The organism is Arcicella sp. GW822-FHT02H01 (assembly GCF_058802005.1).
The window spans coordinates 1,874,359-1,891,439 of record NZ_JBXANT010000001.1 but is presented as its reverse complement, the minus strand read 5'-3'; the positions used below and the strand labels follow the sequence as shown (position 1 = coordinate 1,891,439).

The window sequence follows — 17,081 nt, the reverse complement described above, 5'->3', positions numbered from 1 at the left end:
TTATTAAAATGAAACATTTAGACCAACAACAAAAGAGGCAAACAATGGGAAGGTATCAGAGCCATTTGTTTCGGGGTCTGTATCTCTTATAGACTTTTCTTTTGTGAATACTAATGGATTATAAACAGTTGCATAAACTCTTGCTTTGCTCATTAAAGCTCTTTTTGCAACTTTTTCAGGAAGGGTGTAGCCTAAAGTAACAGTTTTTAGTTTTACAAATGAACCATCTACATAAGTTAAAGAAGCGATGCCTGTAGTGCTAGCAATACCCGGACGAGGGAAATAAGCGGTTTGGTTTTCAGGTGTCCAGTAGTCAACTCCAGCAGGTTGACCATCGTCATTACCACGATACCATCCCAGAAGTTTACTCTGAATAAGCTGTCCCCAACGCGCCATGATGAAAGTACCAAAGTCAAAACCTTTATAGTTTACTGTATTATTTATACCAAGTAACCATTTAGGAGCTGAGTTACCGATAATCATTTTATCAAAATCAGAATAGACATGTACTCCTCCATCACTTATTCCATTTACAATTTTTTCATTAGTTGCCACTTTTACATAACCAGGTTTAGCACCATATTTTGCCGCTTCTTCTTCTTCAGCTGTTGACCATATACCTAAGTATTTAAAATCGTAAAGAGCTCTAACAGAATAGCCTTCAAATAGTTTTTCGGCAATAATATCACCATCAGGTAAGTCTACTATTTTTTCCTGATTTCTTGTAAATGAAAAATTGGTTGTCCATTTCAAATTTGGTTTACTAATATTGATAGTTCTTAGACTAACTTCAATACCCTTGTTATTGGTTACGCCAATATTTTGCCAAGTTTGTAGCGGTGACCCCCATGCAGTTATTGCAGCAGTAATTGGTAAGGTTCTTTTGAACAAAAGACCTTTAGTGTCAGTATCATAAAGATCTACAGATAATTCTATACGATTTTTCAATAGTGATAAATCCACCCCTAAATTTAAGTTGTAGCTTCTTTCCCATGATATTGCGGGATTAGAAAATGTACCAACATTCTGCACATTAGGAACAAGAGCACCATTGAGTGATACCGCCTGATAAGTAGTTACTTGTGTTTGAGATGAATATGCATCCATCCCTCCAGAATTACCTGTTACACCATAACCTATTCTTAATTTTAAATCGCTAATGATATTTTTTGTGCCAGCCATAAACCCTTCATCAGAAATACGCCATGCAAGCGCTCCTGCAGGGAAAGCACTCCATTGGTGTCCTTGAGCAAGATGAGAAACCCCATCCCATCTGTTTGTAAATGTTAGTAAATATTTCCCTTTATAAGAATAGTTGACTCTTCCTGCAAATGATAGTCTGGTTTTCTTTTGATATGATGACCCTATTCCAAATTTTTGTGTCCCGTTTCCAATATTGTAAAACAAATAGCTGTCTAAATCTTGGCCTTGACCTAAAGAATTATTAAACTCAGATCTATTATCAGCCCAAGACGTAATGCCTGTCACGGTAAAATTATGGTCATCAGCAATGGTTTTATTATAGGTAGCTGTGTTTTCCCATATATAACCATACCCATTTGAATTTGTAAGTGTTGCTAATGGTAATGTGTAACCCGAAGGAGGTAAGGCAGTAGACTGTTTACCAATATACCTACCTTGGCGACTACTATTTAAAGACATTCCAATGTTTGAGCGTATACTTAAACCAGTAATTGGAGTGAATTCTAAATAAGTGTTTAAGAGTCCGTAAATAGAGCGAGTATTATCAGAGTATTGATCTGGGATTTCATCTCCTAGCGGCGTTGTTTCGCCATCAATATAATTGACATTTATATTGCCAAACTCATCTCTTGGTTTTCCTAGTGGGAAAGAAGGGAGTGCTTTAGTGAAAATATTATTATTACGGGCATTTCTAACGGTATAATTTAAGTTGATGTTAGTTCCTACTTTAGCCCAGCTACTAAATGAATGATCTAAGTTTAACCTTACACCACCTCGCGTTTGATTTTCTCTTGGTAATAATCCACTTTCTTTAGTATACAGAAATGAAGTAAAAACTTTCGTTTTTTCTGTTCCTGTTGTAAACGATAAGTTATATTTTTGTTGAACAGCCGATTTATTTACGAGCTCTTTTGTCCAATCTATCCATTGTCTATCATTATAAGCATTTAAAATATTGACATTGGTGAAAATCTGAGAAATATCATCTGCATATACGCCATTAGTAGTTCTGTAAAGTTCCTGTCTATATTTAATATATTCATCACCTACCATACTATTGGTATAATGTGGATTTCCGCTGATACCATAAAAAGAATCGAAATCTATTTTGGATTTTCCCTCTTTCCCCTTTTTTGTGGTAATAATGATAACCCCATTTGCACCAGCAGAGCCATAAATAGCGGTAGAAGAGGCATCTTTTAGGACATCAATACTGGCAATATCAGAAGGGTTTATCTGAGAATAACTTGATTGAATACCATCAACAATATAAAGGGGTGAATTATCTCCATATACCGACCTGTTTCCTCTTAATAAGACATCTGCATCAGTACCTACCGCACCAGAAGTTCTATTAATATCTGCCCCTGCAATTTTTCCTTGTAAGGCCTCCATCACGTTGTTGACAGGAGTAGCATTAATGTCTTCTTGACGAATAGATACCACCGAGCCAGTTAAGTCTCTTTTTTTGGTAGTACCATATCCAATAACCACCACCTCATCCAATGCCGAAGTGGTCTCATTCAAGGTAACTTTGATAGTTGTTTTTCCACCAGCTAATACCTCAATACTTGAATAGCCTATCATACTAAATATCAACGTTTCGTTGCCTGTTGCTAGGTTTAGTTTAAAAGCACCCTTTGCATCAGTAAGTGTGCCAATCGTTGTTCCTTTAATCTTTACTGATACTCCGGGTAGTGATTCACCCTTTTGATCAGTAACTACTCCATTTACAGTTACACTCTTAATCTCAAGTTTTGAGATTCCTAGAGAATTGGTGGGAATAGTAGCAAAAGCAGTATCAGCGATTGGAAGAAAAATAGCCAAAATAAGAGGCTTGCAACTTCCCACCAATGTTTTACCTTTTTTGTGCATTTTTTGTAGTGGTAACTTCATTGTTTTCTTGTTTTTGTTAAATAGACCGGCAAAAATGAATTTTATTGAATTATTTATTTCTCACTTTAATACATAGTAATGCCCTGAGCAAAAAAGTTATTTTTTGCTTTAAAAGATTTTCAGGGATGATGTAGATAAGTAAATCAGAAGAATTGAATACCAATTTAGTTTTAGGTAGCTAAAAACGATAATTACTATACGACTACACGAAAGTTTTGTCTCTTACTTTAGTCCATAGAAATATAGACAAACTAGTACCTGTTTTATAAGCTTGTAAGCATTAGGGAAGTTCTTCAAGAATTGCCTTTAAGCCCATAAACAATTTAATTGTTTGTGGGTAAAGGAAATATTTGAAGGGTAATAAAGTCTTTTACTTAATATGATAATATTGGATAATAAATAATCAATTTCAAACATCAATGTATCTATATCATCACGATTAACTTTTAAAGCTGTTTGTTGTGAAGGAGACTTTAATTTCTAGACCTTTGAGTCAAATAATAAGTCAGATAAAATTATGAGATACTGTATTGAAATAGCATTTAAACTACAATTGTCGAGCAATTGCATTTTGTTCATAGTTTTTATTAATCAATTAGTTAACAAGTTTATTACGGAGGGTCAAAACTTCTGTATTGAACACTATACAAAAGTAGTATTTGTAAAGTCTGATTTTTTGTATAATTTTTGCAAGATATTATAGTTTTTTGCCAATATTTAAAATTGTGTATAATCGTAGGCTAATCCATGTTATAATTGAATTATTTAGCATATAAATAAGGTTTTTTATCAATAGATTATGAGACCAGCATATGAAGGTTCATGCCGTAGGTGTCGATGATTTCATCAATGGAGTACTTAGTCGGTGGCGCATAGTCGAGACTCCAAATGAAAGCTGTTTGTAGTGATACAAACAGATTCTTTAAGATAGTAGATGAGTTGTTAGATATATTTATGGAAGAAAGTATTAGCTTTTAAAAGTATGCTAATGAATGGTATAAAAAACGTAACATTAGATATACAAAAAGCGTCCCTGCATATGTTTTTAGAAGGGTAAATTCGGGTAATAAAGATAAATAAATTATACTACCGCTGACCTAGAATCGATTGGTTAATGCCAAGAAATATGAAGCCTTTTAAAGGCTATAAAACCGTAAAAGCACCCATTTATGAGTGCTTTTACAGTCTAGACGGATATAGACAAAGTTTTGATTGATAGAGTATTATAAGCGACTTTTTTGGTATCAAACCAATATCATCGAATTTAAATTCTACATTTATACCAAATCATTGTCAAGTATAATGTTACTCATCTGTTAATTCCTTTTGAGATTAAATCTTGATTATGGCTTAATAGCTGTAAAATGGGTAATTAATCAATATCATTGCTTATATAAAAAAACATTTACAGAATCCTTTCTAACTGTTCTTTTATCTCATACTCTTCGGAACAAATATCAATATCAGTTGCCTTGATGGTTATTGGTTTGTCTCCAGCAAATTTATCGTTAATTACAAAACTGTCAACTTCATGTTCTAGCTTTCCAACCATCGGATAAATCAAAAGAACTTGGTCAATTTCTCTTCTAACAGCGTAGGCTAACATTTGATATAAATCAGCCTGAGATATTCCCTTTTGCCTATCTATTTTAACCCTAATCTTATATTTAGTATCGATAATTAGGTAAGGGTATTTTAAGATAATATCATTTTTAATAGAGAAAACCCCTTTGCCTGATTTATCTAATGCCAAATAAGATTTTTTTTGAGCATTTGGTTTACGCTCTGGAAAATGTTTTTCAATAAAGCCAAAGATGAAATCTTCAAAAATGATTTCCATCGGAAATAGTAGCGAAATATTGTCGCTATTGTTATTATTATCGCTCACGCTTGAATGTTCTAAAAACATTCTACACATTGATAGAATCATGTTTAAATCCTGATATAATGGATTTAAACTCACTTTATCGCAATCAGTAGCCACACAAGAAACTTCGCTAACTTCATCTAACAAGAATAAGAGTTCATGTAATTTCTCATGATTCTTCTCATTTGTACTAAACTTTAGTAGTGTTTTAGTGACGTTTTTTACTATTCTGTTGAATTGATTATCATAGACAAAAGGCTCATAAATACTTTGAAAATGTTGGTGACGTCCAGTAATTAAATTCTCTCTAATATAGTCAGACATAGCAAGTCTGCCACGCAAAAAGGTAGTTTCTTCTGTTACTTCTTGATAAGTCTGGTAAGGTTGAGCACTTAGCGTTTCGGTAGTATAATGCACAAACAAGTAAATATATGCTTCAATCCAATCATCAAAATGTTGGTTTTGATACGGTACTTCTGAAAATGGAAAATGAAGGCGTTTCCCATAACTTAACCAGTAAAAAACTTGTTTGATAATCTCTGAATAGTTCTCTGTCTTATCTACAATTTTAGGATAGATATTAATCCGAATATCTTCATATTGAATAAAGCCTACATAGTTTTTAGCTCTACAAGCATTCCCATCAAAATTAAAAAAGTTTTTAGCATTTTTGTTTCTATCTCCAATTTCCTCGTTCTGCTCTACCAACTCCTCTGTTTCATCAGTCTCATATCTAGTAGTAACTCCATATTGATTGCGTTTAGTCCAAATTTCGTTCAAGTAAGTTTTAAAACCTACCAGTTTATCTTTGGGGAAATCAAAGTGTTTACTGTACTCAAAGATATTATGTATTATCATTGGCTTGAATGGTTAATTGAAACATACCTTCTTGCACTTTGAAAGTTGGCAAAGTTGCCTTTAAAGCGTTTTCTATCAAGGATACCACCTCTCTGTTTGATTTAGGGTTATAGAAATATTCATTCAAAAGAGGAATTACTTTTGAATTCATGGTATTTACAAAGTCAAATATTTTACCAGACGATTCCATAAAGTAGGAGTGACCAATACAAAAATCAATGCCTTTCTTTGTAATTATCTGCTTATTGAGTTCCTCAAAAAAAGCTTGGTATTTTTTAGCAACTTTAGTTACATCAGGGTATAAAGGCACAAAATTAAAACGTCTTCTAAGAGCAATATCCAATAAAGCGATAGATTTATCAGCGGTGTTCATTGTACCAATGATGTACAAATTTTTAGGTACAGTAAATTTGGTGACACCATCGGGTAAACGAACTTCTGTTTCAAATTCATTACCCCAACGTTTGTCTTCTTCAATTAAAGTGATTAACTCTCCAAATACTCGTGAAATATTAGCCCGATTGATTTCATCGATGATTAACACGTAGTTTTTGAGAGTTATGGGTTGTATATTATTTCCTCCTATATTATGGTTTTTAGTAAAGTCTTTAAAAAGAGTAACCATTTTAAAGAAATACGTGATATGCTCTTCTGCTGTTCGTGATATATCAGGCGTCTTTTTTGCTTCCTTTCTGTTTATAGCTTTGGGGTTATTGTATATTTTTAAGATGTCTGTAAATTTCATTCTAAGTTGATGCTTCCAATTTTCCCCTGAATAGGAGAATGCATCATCAAAAACATATTCAGTATAAACGTTATCATTTAGTTCTAATCTACGATTAGGAGAAGTATCTATTTGGTCAATTATATCGTTTTTAAAATCCTCAAATAAGTCTTCTATTCCAATTTCCTGTTTGATTACCTCAATAGGTTTCTGACTATCTAATAAATTCTTCAAAGCCCTTTGGCAAATCTCAAAGAAAATTCCTTTATGTTCACGAAAACCCAAAGTATCGTCGCCTAACTGAGGTTTGATTCCCATCACAAAATCTTCATAACTATAATTTTGATGAAAAGTAATAAAATCAACCTGACGGTCTTCTGTATTAGCTAAAGCCGTTTTGTACCAATTACGTGCCTCTTCATAGCTATTGGGCTTAGCATTATGGATAATTTCATAAGCCAATTCAACAGTACTGTAAGTTTTGCCTGTGCCTGGAGGACCATAAAGAATTTGGTTGAGAGGGTAGGAGGTTGTGTTCATGTTAAAATTAGATTTACTTTCCATAAGATTAAACAAAACTTCATAATAATGATTGAAATTGGGATTTCTATTAGACGAATTGGTAATATCAGTAAGTGTTTTTAATACCAAATTATGATTTGTTTTCCAGACTCCTTTTTTTTTCCATTCCACATTTCTACAATGTTTGTAGTGACTTCTTGTTTCATTGTAATAATAATCGGAAGTTACTACACCATAACCTAATAATTCACTTCTTCCTTTTTTTACGAAAATTATATCACCAACTGACATTTTTTCTTTAAAATCATTATTTGCGGTGGCAGCGTTTCTCATAGAATTTGTCGTATTTTCTTCTAATTGTAAACGCTGCTCAATATCTTTTTTATCTTTGAAGCTATTCAAATCTTCAAGATAATCCCATGCAAGAGCCATTATTCCATCTTGGTAAAACTCATCCCACATATTAGCATTTTCCCCAGGTGCATAAATCCAATATCGTTTATCTGTCTTCATTTTTTTAATATTTTCGATGTATTTTATGTAACTTTTAAATTGTTTTCAGAGATAAAGAACTACTGATTAAAGTTAAGTATGTATCAATAATTTGTTTTCTATTTTGAACAAATAAGCAAGATTGTTTCTCCAATTACTTAGACTTGTATTTAAAATATTTAAACGCTCGTTCTTTTGAAAAGTATCCTTTTCTTTAAGTTGATTAATACTGTCGTCATAAACAATATCTTTACTAATCATACTTTCGTGTACCTATAAATAAATAATTTTCATTGCCATTAAATGAGTTGTTATCAAGTTTCTTCCCTTGCGTGCGTGATAGACCTTGTTCTTGGAGCAAAATAAAAAGAAGGATTTTTCTGATGATAGTCCATTAAAAAAAGAATAGATGTCTTCGTGTAGTTGTTGTAGTTTAGTCATTCTTTAGAATTGTCTTTTTGATTATTCGTTTAGTATAAAACTTTATACCTACAAAGGGTATTTTATATCAATATTAATGGTTCATGTATAGAAAATAGTTCTTTTCTATACATATCTGTATATTTATGTATATAAAATTACGATTTATTGAATGGTATAATCATGCGAGAACAGCGTAATAAGAGCATGGTTTACATAGTAACTGTTTTTCCCAATCTTGTATTTAGTAAGTAATCTCATCTCAACTAATTGGTCTAAATACTTCGTTGCAGTAAGCCTTCCTACCTGTAAATATTCTTGAATAAATTCTATTTTTGTGCATGGATGTTTAAAAAGGTTATTCAATAAATCTTGGCTATAAATTTTAGGTAATTCAGTTCTTAGTCTTAAAGACGTGGAACAGCGTGGGGTTTTACAAATCCATTCCTGCACCGTTGATGCGTAGCCATTTGATATGATTATCATAGTTGGCTAATACCTTATCTACTGTATTCCAAAATTCTGGTGAATGATTTGGATGAATTAAGTGGGCTAATTCATGCACAACGATATAATTCAAAACGTCAATTGGTGCCATGGCACATTTCCAATGAAAATTAACATTTCCTTTTAAAGTACATGATGCCCACCTGTTTTGTAATTCCATGATTTTTAGCTCTTTAGGCTCTACATTCATTTGACCTTTGTAACGGGAAATGATAGGGGAAATTTTCTCTTTTAGTTTAGCTTTATAAAAATCAATAAAGAGTTCTTTTGCTTTGGCTTTTTCATGTTTACTTAAAAGGAAATAACCATTTTTAAGGATTACTTCTCCAAGTTTTTCTTCTACCAAACGTAAACGATAATTTCTGCCCAAATACATAAACGACTGTCCATTTACGTATTCTCGCTCTATTTTGGCTTCATTTAATTGAATCCACTGTGCTAAGTTTTTATGTATTTGATATTCTTTTGTTTTGATTACCTCTGTTACTTCCTCATCAGTTAGATATTCAGGTACTAGTGCAGCTACAGTACCATCTCGCTCTATGTAGATGCTTACTGTTTTTCTATTACTTTTTGTAATTTGTATGTCTATACCCCAAATAACCATTTTTTAATTATTGATTAATTCTTGATGACGTTTTTTGGCTAAATTTAATACTTCAGTGCTTAATTTCTCATGGTTTGCTGAAATGGCATCAACTTCTGAAAAATCAAACATATCATCTATTTCGCCTCTTAATTTTCTGATTTCAGATTCTCTTCCTTTCCAAAAATCAGGTTTATTAATGGCTTCTTGTAAGTTGCCAATTAGGTTTTTAACAAGTTCTTTTACTATTTTTTTATCTTCGTCAGATAATGTCTCACCTTCTTTACAAGCCAGTAGAACAATTAAATCATAAAAGGGTAATTCTTGTTCAGTGAGTCCTTCTTCTTTATCTTCTTTTCGTCCCTTGGCAATATCATTATGCAAACTCGTAAATTCATCTACTTGATTTGCCCAATTCCCTTTATATCGCTCTAAAATTTGCTGTAAACGCTCAAAAAAACGTTGATAAAGGGCTGGGTCTTTTTCCATATTTACCTTTATATGCCTTCTAATGGCGTGTTCCATCTCCGATGCTTTTGATTGTGTATGCCCGCCTAATTTATTGAGTTCTGAAAAGAAATCACTTGATAATAAACTGACTGGTGGTATTTTACTATCAATGCCGAGTGTCTCAAGATATTGGTCTATCAGTTTCCGAACTTTAGGTTTTGCCCATTTTAGGTCTAAAGTAGCATCTTTGTAACGGTTTCGGATTCTTACTAATAAATACCCAAATCGTTTTGTCGGTATATAATATTCTTTTGCCACTCTGCTATTGAAAAGCAAATCAACACTATCAAAGAAGGCTTTTAGGTAAGTATCAAACTGAGCTCGAAACGAAACAGATTCAGCTAAAGTAATACAACGCTCGGCTAAATCAAACTCTGCTACTTTGTCGGTCATTGTTTGTTCAACAAATGCTCTGAATTCTTTAATGCCTTTATCTTCAAAGAGTTGAATCATTCTATTATAACGAGCTTCCAGTACAGGAATTTCTTTATTGATGTCTCTGAAATATTCTAAAAGCTCTTTAATATCTTTTTCGTCTTCTGCTCCCCAAATATTGAGGGCTTCTTTTAAATGATTCGATACGCCGTAATAATCTACTAAAATCCCATGCGATTTTGTGCCTTTCGTTCGGTTTACTCTGGCAATGGCTTGTAGTAAATCATGTTCACGGATGTTTTTATCTAAATACATTACTTGGGCAATGGGTGCATCAAAGCCTGTTAGTAGGCGGTCGCATACGCATAAAAACGCTACGCCTGTTTCTGGTTTTAAGTATTTGCCCGATTCGTCGGTTGAATAGTTGAAGTCTTTCTTGAAGTTTTCAACAGCATTTAGCTCCTTTGCTTTTTTTCTAACGGCACTAATATAGGCTTCTTCGTTGTTTTCTTGCATCGTAACAACGGTACAGGCATCTATAAAAGCTATTTGCTTTATCAGTTGTTCGTCTCGTACTTCTTTGGCTTCTTCAAGGGCTAAGCGTTTTTTAATGGCTTCTAATATTAGGTATTGATACCTTGCTGCTGCCAAAATAGAACTGGCTACTACCATGGCTTTGTAGCCATTAGGAAGTATTTCATCGATGTAGTGATTCACCAAGTCGTCGGCTATGTGGCGTAACCTATCCATGTTTTCAAGATAGGCTTGCATAGTGCCGTAGCGTTTTTGTATTTCTTCTTTCTCTTCTTTGCTACGCTTGCTAAATACGTCTTCGAATGCTCTATCGAATGCCTCCTTGTCTTTTATCTGGTCGTTGGTGGTTTTGCCGATATATACTATATCAAGGGTGGCTCGGTCATCTACAGCTTGACGTATTTTATAGGTATCAATAAATTCTTTTGAACCCCCAAACCGTTCGTGGGTTTTTTGTTTATGGCGGTTTGTGAGTAGAGGAGTACCTGTAAAAGCTATTTTAGTAGCATTCGGAAAAGCAGCAAATAAATTATCGCCCATGTCGCCCCCTTGGGTGCGGTGTGCTTCGTCTATTAGTAAGATAATCCGCTCTGACTTATTTACTACTTCAAAGGGTTTAAATTCGGGTACAACACCTTCTTCTACATAGGCTTTCATCAAGCTTTTTGAATGTTTTAGCTCTTCTTGCACAAACTTATGTATCATGACCATATTGAGGTCTGAACTATTTCCACTTAGTTTTTGGGATAACTCCTTACGTGTGTTTACGATGTTTTTCTCTTTAAACTCATCTGTTTGTTTGGCATCTTTAGATAATTGCTTCTCTAAATCCGAACGGTCAACGGTTACTATTACCTTAAAATCTCGAAGGTCTGGTTGTGAGCGAAGTTTACGAATAAAAAACATCATCGTTAGCGATTTGCCCGAGCCTTGTGTATGCCAAACCACACCCGAACGTTCGTTACCTGTGTGTCCGTTACGAAGTTTATTTAATATTTTGCCTACGGCTCTGTATTGCTGATAACGGCAAACTATCTTTACGATTACGCCTTCTTTTACTTCTGTAAAAAGCGTAAAATGTCGTAAGACGTCTAATATAATTTCTTTATTGAGCATTCCGTGAATCATCACTTCTTGCCTAACTTTTGGGTCTTTTAGTAGTCCGTTTTCTCGGTAGCGAAGTATTTCGTCTTCGGTATAGGTACTGATGTCAATGGCTTTGTAGATTTCTGGAAAAATATCTTTCCAGTTTAGGTAATATTCGGCATCGCCCGTTATGGTTCCTACTCTGGCTTCTTCACCATGTGTGGCTATAGTTAATAAATTATAGTGAAAAAGCTTTTCTTCGCCTTCTACAATGCCAAAGTCGCTGTCTCTGGTATTGGCGTAACGTCTTAGTTGATTGACGCTCTCTGAGATGGGGTCGGCTACGTCCACGTCTTTGCATTCGATTACAACAAAGGGTAAACCATTTACAAACAGTACGATGTCGGGAATGATGCCTTCTCGGGGGCCACCTGTAGTTATTACCCTAAACTGATTGATGGCTATAAAGGTATTGGCTTCCCAATTATCAAAGTCAATCAGTTTTATAGGTGGGTTTTGCTCGCCTGTTTGCTCGTTTTCCGAAACGGTTATTTTGGTTCTGCCCGTAAGCACATCAAATACTGCACGGTTGGTTTCTAATAAAGGTGCGTTTTTGCGTTCGTTGGCTGTTACTTCTTGATAAATGTCGTCAAGCTGTTTGGCTGTTAACCATGGCTTACTTTCGTGTAGATTGATGCTTTTGATACTTGCTTTAAAGACTTCTTTTAGGGTAACTTCTTTAAAATTGGTGCGTAAACTTTTTGCAGGGTCTTTGGGAATACCAAAGCCTTGGTCGATTACTTGCCAACCTAATGCTGTTAATTTAGTTAAAAAGGGTTTTTCGACGTTTTTATATTCTGCCATGAGGTACGACGCTTTATTGAATATGATAGGGTATTTTCTTTAAAATTACTTAGTTATTGTAAATCTGCCTCTTTAATACGTAAATACAAAAATTATATTGATACCTCAACCCGCCCCGTTAGTAAATCTTGCATTAAACCTTCTTTTATTTTCTTGTATTTGGATAATGAAGATTCTTCTGCTTTGAGTTTTTCATCAATATTATTTAATATTTCAACAAAACAATTTTTTTCTTTTCTCCCTTTTGGAATACTAAGAAGCATTTTATCTACAATAGTGATGTAAATATGCTTTATGGTTGATCCCCCAGCATCATCTAACATCTTTTTTTGATAAATAGATGTTTCAAGAAGATATTTAAAAAAAAAAGGATTTATACCATCATTAAATCTTATGATTGCAACGGACTGATTTATACAAATGTTTTCCTTGTCAACGATTGCAACCCTTCCAAGAGTACCGTCTTTTGTCAATAATAAATCATTGATTTTAGGTCTACTTTTATTTGTAAGTATAGTATCAAATAGCTTTTTAGATGTTTTTCTGGCTGAATTGTAATCTATTTTACCTCCAATTACATTTGCAGCAGTAATCATATAAGGACCATCTTCATATTCTGGCATTGGATTAGTAAATCCATAAGAAATTAACTTAAAATACTCAGAAAACCTCTTTACCTCCCACTCCTTCGGAATCATTCCCAACGCTGATTCTTTATACAGTTCTGGGGCTTCTTGGTAGCTTGGGCGGAGTTTGCCTGTGGCGGTGTCTATGCCACGAGTAAACAAATCGTGCATCATGCCTTGTTTGATGGCTTTGTATTTGGCAATTGCCGCCTCTGTTTTTTCTATTACTTCATCACAAGTACTTAATATTTTAGCTATTTTTTTTTGTTGGGGGAAGAATTTTGGAACTTTAAAAATCAATTTCATTAAATTATTTTGATTGATTTTAGGTTGAGCAGACCCTGAAACAATATCAGTATAATCTTTATTTTCGAGTAAGTAAACCAAAAAATCTGTATCATAACCACTTTTTGCTCTAAGTACATGAGCATGATTATTAACCCAGTTTTTACCAGATATTTTAAAGGCAAGTGGAAGGTTTCGAGAAATAACGTTTTCACCATCTTCTCCAAGTAAAATTAAATCTTCTTCAAAAATGTAATCATTAACAAAGTCAATTATTCCTGAAGCTCCATAGTAAGGGATATTACCTTTAATTAACTCTCGAACTTCTTTTTTAATAGGTCTTCTTTGTCCATCCAAACACTCAACCATATCACTTAGCTGAACGTTCACCCAATTATCCTTCATATCCCAATTCAATTAAATAGTTATCCAATTTATTTGTAGCGGTATCGCGGTCTTGTAAAATACCTTTTAGGGTTTCGCAGTATTTGGTATAGCGTTTTTCTAAGTCGTGTACCAAAGCCCGTTCAAAACGGCTTACGTAGTCCATTACGGTTTGTTGTAGGGTCAGTTTCCACCGTGCCATTATCAAAGCCTTGGCTTCGTCGGGCGTTATTTTCTCCCGTGCTTTTTCTACTAATTCCTCTTTACGGTCTTTTATTTCCTTAATGGTAGCTTTGCAGTCCTTTAATTCCTTTTCCAGAGCCGTATGGTTGGCTAACTTTACCTCAATCGCTTCTTTTTCAGTTTCAAAATCCGTTTGGGTTTTTAGCTTTTCATTCAATTCGGCTTCCAGTGCCTTAGTTTCGGTATTGGCTTTAATACGGATATGTAGGGCTTTTATCTCATTTTTTAGGGTTTTCAATGAGCCATTCAGTACCTTCAATTGCTCCTTAAAGTCGGCTAGTATTTTAGTAGGATATACCTCAAAATCCTCTTCGTTGTATGCCTCTTCTTCCACCTCGTTTACTTCCTTAAACATGGCTTCTAGTTCGTCTCTTCGGGCTTCGTTGCGTGCCAGTTCCTCCAACACCTCAGGAAACTGCGATTGTAAAATTTCTGAATCAGGAATCAGTTCGGCATTCCAGCCACTTGCCGCTACCGATTTTAGGTCGGTTTCTAGCGTAGCCCAATAGGATGCAAAAGCCCCACGGCTTTTGTACATATCTAACACCCCCAAAGCACTAAAATCATAAGCGATACTTTTTGAAAACTCTCGGTGCAACTCAAAAACATTTTTGTTGATAGGCAACGCTTCAAAGCGCTCCAGATTGGTTTGCCACCATAGTTCCAGAGAGTTCTCGTAAGCCAATCGTTTGTTTAGAATAGCCTGATGAGCTTGTACCAATTGTTTGAGTTCGTCTTTAGAAGTAATAGCCTCAGTAAACTGAGCGTATCCACCAATCGCCTCTGTAAATAAGTCTTTACGCAAGGCAGGATAGTTTTTCCAAAATACCGCTAAATCATCTACCTCAGCCAAAGGAATACCACCATGCAAATGAGCCTTCACGTTTTGCGGTTCAGCAGGGGGGCTGTTATCCACATATCTACGGATGTTAAAGTTAAAATCCTCACGGAGTAAATCTTCTTTACTAATCAGTTCGGCATAGCCTTCTACATTTTCACGTTTACGGTAAATATAGCTTATTTTGGTAATATCTTCGGGGCGGAGTTTATTTTGGTTTTTTCCTTCTTTAAATTCACGGTCGGCATTGATGAAAAGTACATCCTTACGGCTATGAGCTCCTTTTTTATTAATAATCAATATCGAAGCAGGAATGCCAGTGCCATAAAATAAGCCTTGGGGTAAGCCTACCACGGCTTCTAGCAAGCCACGTTCTACCAACCATTTACGCAGACTTTTCTCTTCACTACCCCTGAACAACACTCCGTGTGGCATTACTACCGCCATACGACCGTTGTCTTTCAGTGCCGCAATCATGTGTTGCACAAACATAAAGTCGGCTTTACTCTTTTTGGGCATCCAATAAGTAAAACGGTCACGATGTTCTTTTATATCTGAGTAATCCTGTGAAAAAGGTGGATTAGCCAGCACAATATCAAAGTGTTTGAGTTCGCCATTTTCTTTATGTTGAGGTTCAGCAAGAGTGTCGCCTTGTTGAATATCAGCATCAAAAATATCATGGAAGAGCATATTCATTTTGCATAACGACCAAGTAGTACCATTGAGTTCTTGCCCTGCAAAGCTCAGTCGAGACGTATCACCATAACGAGACTGCACATAGTTTTTTGCTTCAATCAACATTCCGCCCGAACCACAGGTAGGGTCATAGATAGAAGCATCGGCCTCGGGTTCGAGCATTGTTACTAAAAGCTTTACCACTTCGGCAGGGGTATAGAACTCACCCCCTTTTTTACCAGCACTATCGGCAAAATACTTGATAAGGTATTCGTAGGCAGCACCCAAAATATCAGGGAACTCAAAATTATCGTCGGTAAGTTTTACTTTATTGAAGTGGAAGATAAACTCAACTAGTTTCTCATCCGTCAGTGTACTTTTATTTTTTCCGATAGTACGGTTAAAATTAACATTGGTCAAAACACCGCTTAATTTTTCGGGGTTTTCCTCTTCCAATGCTGCAAGAGCTTTATTGAGGCTATCGCCAACATCTTTTTTTAAGTGAAGGACACCTTCATTTACCTCAACCAATACCGTTTTTTGACTTTCCTCAAGATTTTTCGTTTGGGCAAAAAGCTCGGCATCAAATTCTGTGATTTCTTTTTTAACAACGTAATTCCATCTTGCTATTGGCGGTACATAATATTGGTAATTATCTCTTTTTTCAAGGGCTTCTTCTATTTTTAATTCAGAAATTCCTTTTGTAAGTAAATCTTTTAATCGTTTATCACGGTCAGCCTCAAATTTATCATTTAGGCGTTTTAGGAATAACATTCCTAAGATATATTCTTTAAATTCTGAGGCATCCATATTTCCTCTTAGAATATCGCAGGCATCAAACAAAAAACCTTCGAGATAAGAGAGGGTTAATTTTTTAGACATAAAGTACTTTAATTTAATTGTAATGTTTTTCGTATTGGCAAAGGTATTAATAAAAGGACTGGATAAAAATAAACACAAGACTGTAGTTCAAATTAATAATCGTGTTAAGAAAGTAACCAAGCAAATCAATCAAGACTTGAAAGTTTTAGCAGAAATGGCTGGCATCGAAACTAATCTACTACCTACGTAGCTTGTCATACGTTCGCTACAGTATTGAAGAGGAGTGGAGTAGAAATCAGCAAAATAAGTGAGTTTTTAGGGCATGAATCTGAAAAGGTTACAAAAGTATATCTTGATTCTTTTGAAAATGCAGATGTGTATGAAATTACCTTGAATTTACTTTAAATCCAGTATAAACTAACAGGTATCTTTATTCAAATTCCAACAAATCTAACAAATAATACTATGACAACGGCTGAGCAAATTCGCACTGCTACTATTGAGCAAATAACGATTAAATATGTTGAAGCTTTGATGAAGAAAGGCTTTGATGCCAACTTTATAGCAGATACTTTTGGTTTACCACTTCAAAAAGTAGAAGACATTATTCAAAAAATAAAAGGATTTAGTAAATGATTTTTTATCCTTTTAAAGATATTCACAGAACTAATCAATAAAAAAGCCACCTAATCCGTGGCTTTTTTTAATAGGTTAAGTTAAAGTTATTTGTATGAAATCTGCTGAATTATAAGGATAGTCATTTT

General features: G+C 34.5%; 11 protein-coding genes. 3 read left to right on the top strand and 8 right to left on the bottom strand.

All coding sequences use genetic code 11. From position 1 onward, the window contains the following. Positions 1-3: 3 nt before the first annotated feature. From AC1RNE_RS08005 to AC1RNE_RS07970, 8 genes are all read right to left on the bottom strand, one after another. Positions 4-3,099 (bottom strand): SusC/RagA family TonB-linked outer membrane protein, encoded by a 3,096-nt coding sequence (locus AC1RNE_RS08005; protein ID WP_492800498.1) that lies wholly within the window; start codon positions 3,097-3,099, stop codon positions 4-6. A gap of 1,405 nt (positions 3,100-4,504) precedes the next feature. Beyond that, positions 4,505-5,824, bottom strand: a complete 1,320-nt coding sequence (locus tag AC1RNE_RS08000) for an McrC family protein (RefSeq protein WP_492800497.1) — start codon at positions 5,822-5,824, stop codon at positions 4,505-4,507. After that, on the bottom strand, positions 5,811-7,583 hold the full coding sequence (locus AC1RNE_RS07995; RefSeq protein ID WP_492800496.1) for a DUF8426 domain-containing protein: 1,773 nt from the start codon (positions 7,581-7,583) through the stop codon (positions 5,811-5,813). The genes AC1RNE_RS08000 and AC1RNE_RS07995 overlap by 14 nt, the downstream gene beginning before the upstream one ends. 564 nt (positions 7,584-8,147) lie before the next feature. Next, positions 8,148-8,468 carry a hypothetical protein gene (locus AC1RNE_RS07990; RefSeq protein ID WP_492800495.1) on the bottom strand — a complete coding sequence of 107 codons (321 nt, stop codon included), beginning with the start codon at positions 8,466-8,468 and terminating at the stop codon, positions 8,148-8,150. Beyond that, positions 8,416-9,096, bottom strand: a complete 681-nt coding sequence (locus AC1RNE_RS07985) for a M48 family metallopeptidase (protein WP_492800494.1) — start codon at positions 9,094-9,096, stop codon at positions 8,416-8,418. Before AC1RNE_RS07985 ends, AC1RNE_RS07990 begins: the two co-directional genes overlap by 53 nt. A 3-nt stretch (positions 9,097-9,099) precedes the next feature. Next, on the bottom strand, positions 9,100-12,444 hold the full coding sequence (locus AC1RNE_RS07980) for a type I restriction endonuclease subunit R (protein WP_492800493.1): 3,345 nt from the start codon (positions 12,442-12,444) through the stop codon (positions 9,100-9,102). A gap of 92 nt (positions 12,445-12,536) precedes the next feature. Then, entirely contained in the window at positions 12,537-13,760 is a 1,224-nt protein-coding gene (locus AC1RNE_RS07975) for a restriction endonuclease subunit S (protein WP_492800492.1), read from the bottom strand. Then, positions 13,750-16,377, bottom strand: a complete 2,628-nt coding sequence (locus tag AC1RNE_RS07970) for a type I restriction-modification system subunit M (RefSeq protein WP_492800491.1) — start codon at positions 16,375-16,377, stop codon at positions 13,750-13,752. Before AC1RNE_RS07970 ends, AC1RNE_RS07975 begins: the two co-directional genes overlap by 11 nt. Before the next feature lie 22 nt (positions 16,378-16,399). Between AC1RNE_RS07970 and AC1RNE_RS07965 the strand changes: the two genes are divergently transcribed. From AC1RNE_RS07965 to AC1RNE_RS07955, 3 genes are read left to right on the top strand one after another with little or no spacing between them, the layout of a single operon-like run. Further along, a complete protein-coding gene (locus tag AC1RNE_RS07965; RefSeq protein WP_492800490.1) occupies positions 16,400-16,567 on the top strand; it encodes a hypothetical protein in 168 nt (55 codons plus the stop codon). A 23-nt stretch (positions 16,568-16,590) separates the two neighbouring features. Further along, positions 16,591-16,722, top strand: a complete 132-nt coding sequence (locus AC1RNE_RS07960) for a hypothetical protein (protein ID WP_492800489.1) — start codon at positions 16,591-16,593, stop codon at positions 16,720-16,722. A gap of 60 nt (positions 16,723-16,782) precedes the next feature. Continuing rightward, positions 16,783-16,953, top strand: a complete 171-nt coding sequence (locus AC1RNE_RS07955) for a hypothetical protein (RefSeq protein WP_492800488.1) — start codon at positions 16,783-16,785, stop codon at positions 16,951-16,953. The last annotated feature ends 128 nt before the right edge of the window (positions 16,954-17,081 follow it).

Coding starts and splice junctions, on each gene's coding strand:
- AC1RNE_RS07995 (WP_492800496.1), bottom strand. CDS start 7,583: ATGAAGACAGATAAACGATATTGGATTTATGCACCTGGGGAAAATGCT.
- AC1RNE_RS07970 (WP_492800491.1), bottom strand. CDS start 16,377: ATGTCTAAAAAATTAACCCTCTCTTATCTCGAAGGTTTTTTGTTTGAT.
- AC1RNE_RS07990 (WP_492800495.1), bottom strand. CDS start 8,468: ATGATAATCATATCAAATGGCTACGCATCAACGGTGCAGGAATGGATT.
- AC1RNE_RS07975 (WP_492800492.1), bottom strand. CDS start 13,760: ATGAAGGATAATTGGGTGAACGTTCAGCTAAGTGATATGGTTGAGTGT.
- AC1RNE_RS08005 (WP_492800498.1), bottom strand. CDS start 3,099: ATGAAGTTACCACTACAAAAAATGCACAAAAAAGGTAAAACATTGGTG.
- AC1RNE_RS07980 (WP_492800493.1), bottom strand. CDS start 12,444: ATGGCAGAATATAAAAACGTCGAAAAACCCTTTTTAACTAAATTAACA.
- AC1RNE_RS08000 (WP_492800497.1), bottom strand. CDS start 5,824: ATGATAATACATAATATCTTTGAGTACAGTAAACACTTTGATTTCCCC.
- AC1RNE_RS07965 (WP_492800490.1), top strand. CDS start 16,400: ATGTTTTTCGTATTGGCAAAGGTATTAATAAAAGGACTGGATAAAAAT.
- AC1RNE_RS07985 (WP_492800494.1), bottom strand. CDS start 9,096: ATGGTTATTTGGGGTATAGACATACAAATTACAAAAAGTAATAGAAAA.
- AC1RNE_RS07955 (WP_492800488.1), top strand. CDS start 16,783: ATGACAACGGCTGAGCAAATTCGCACTGCTACTATTGAGCAAATAACG.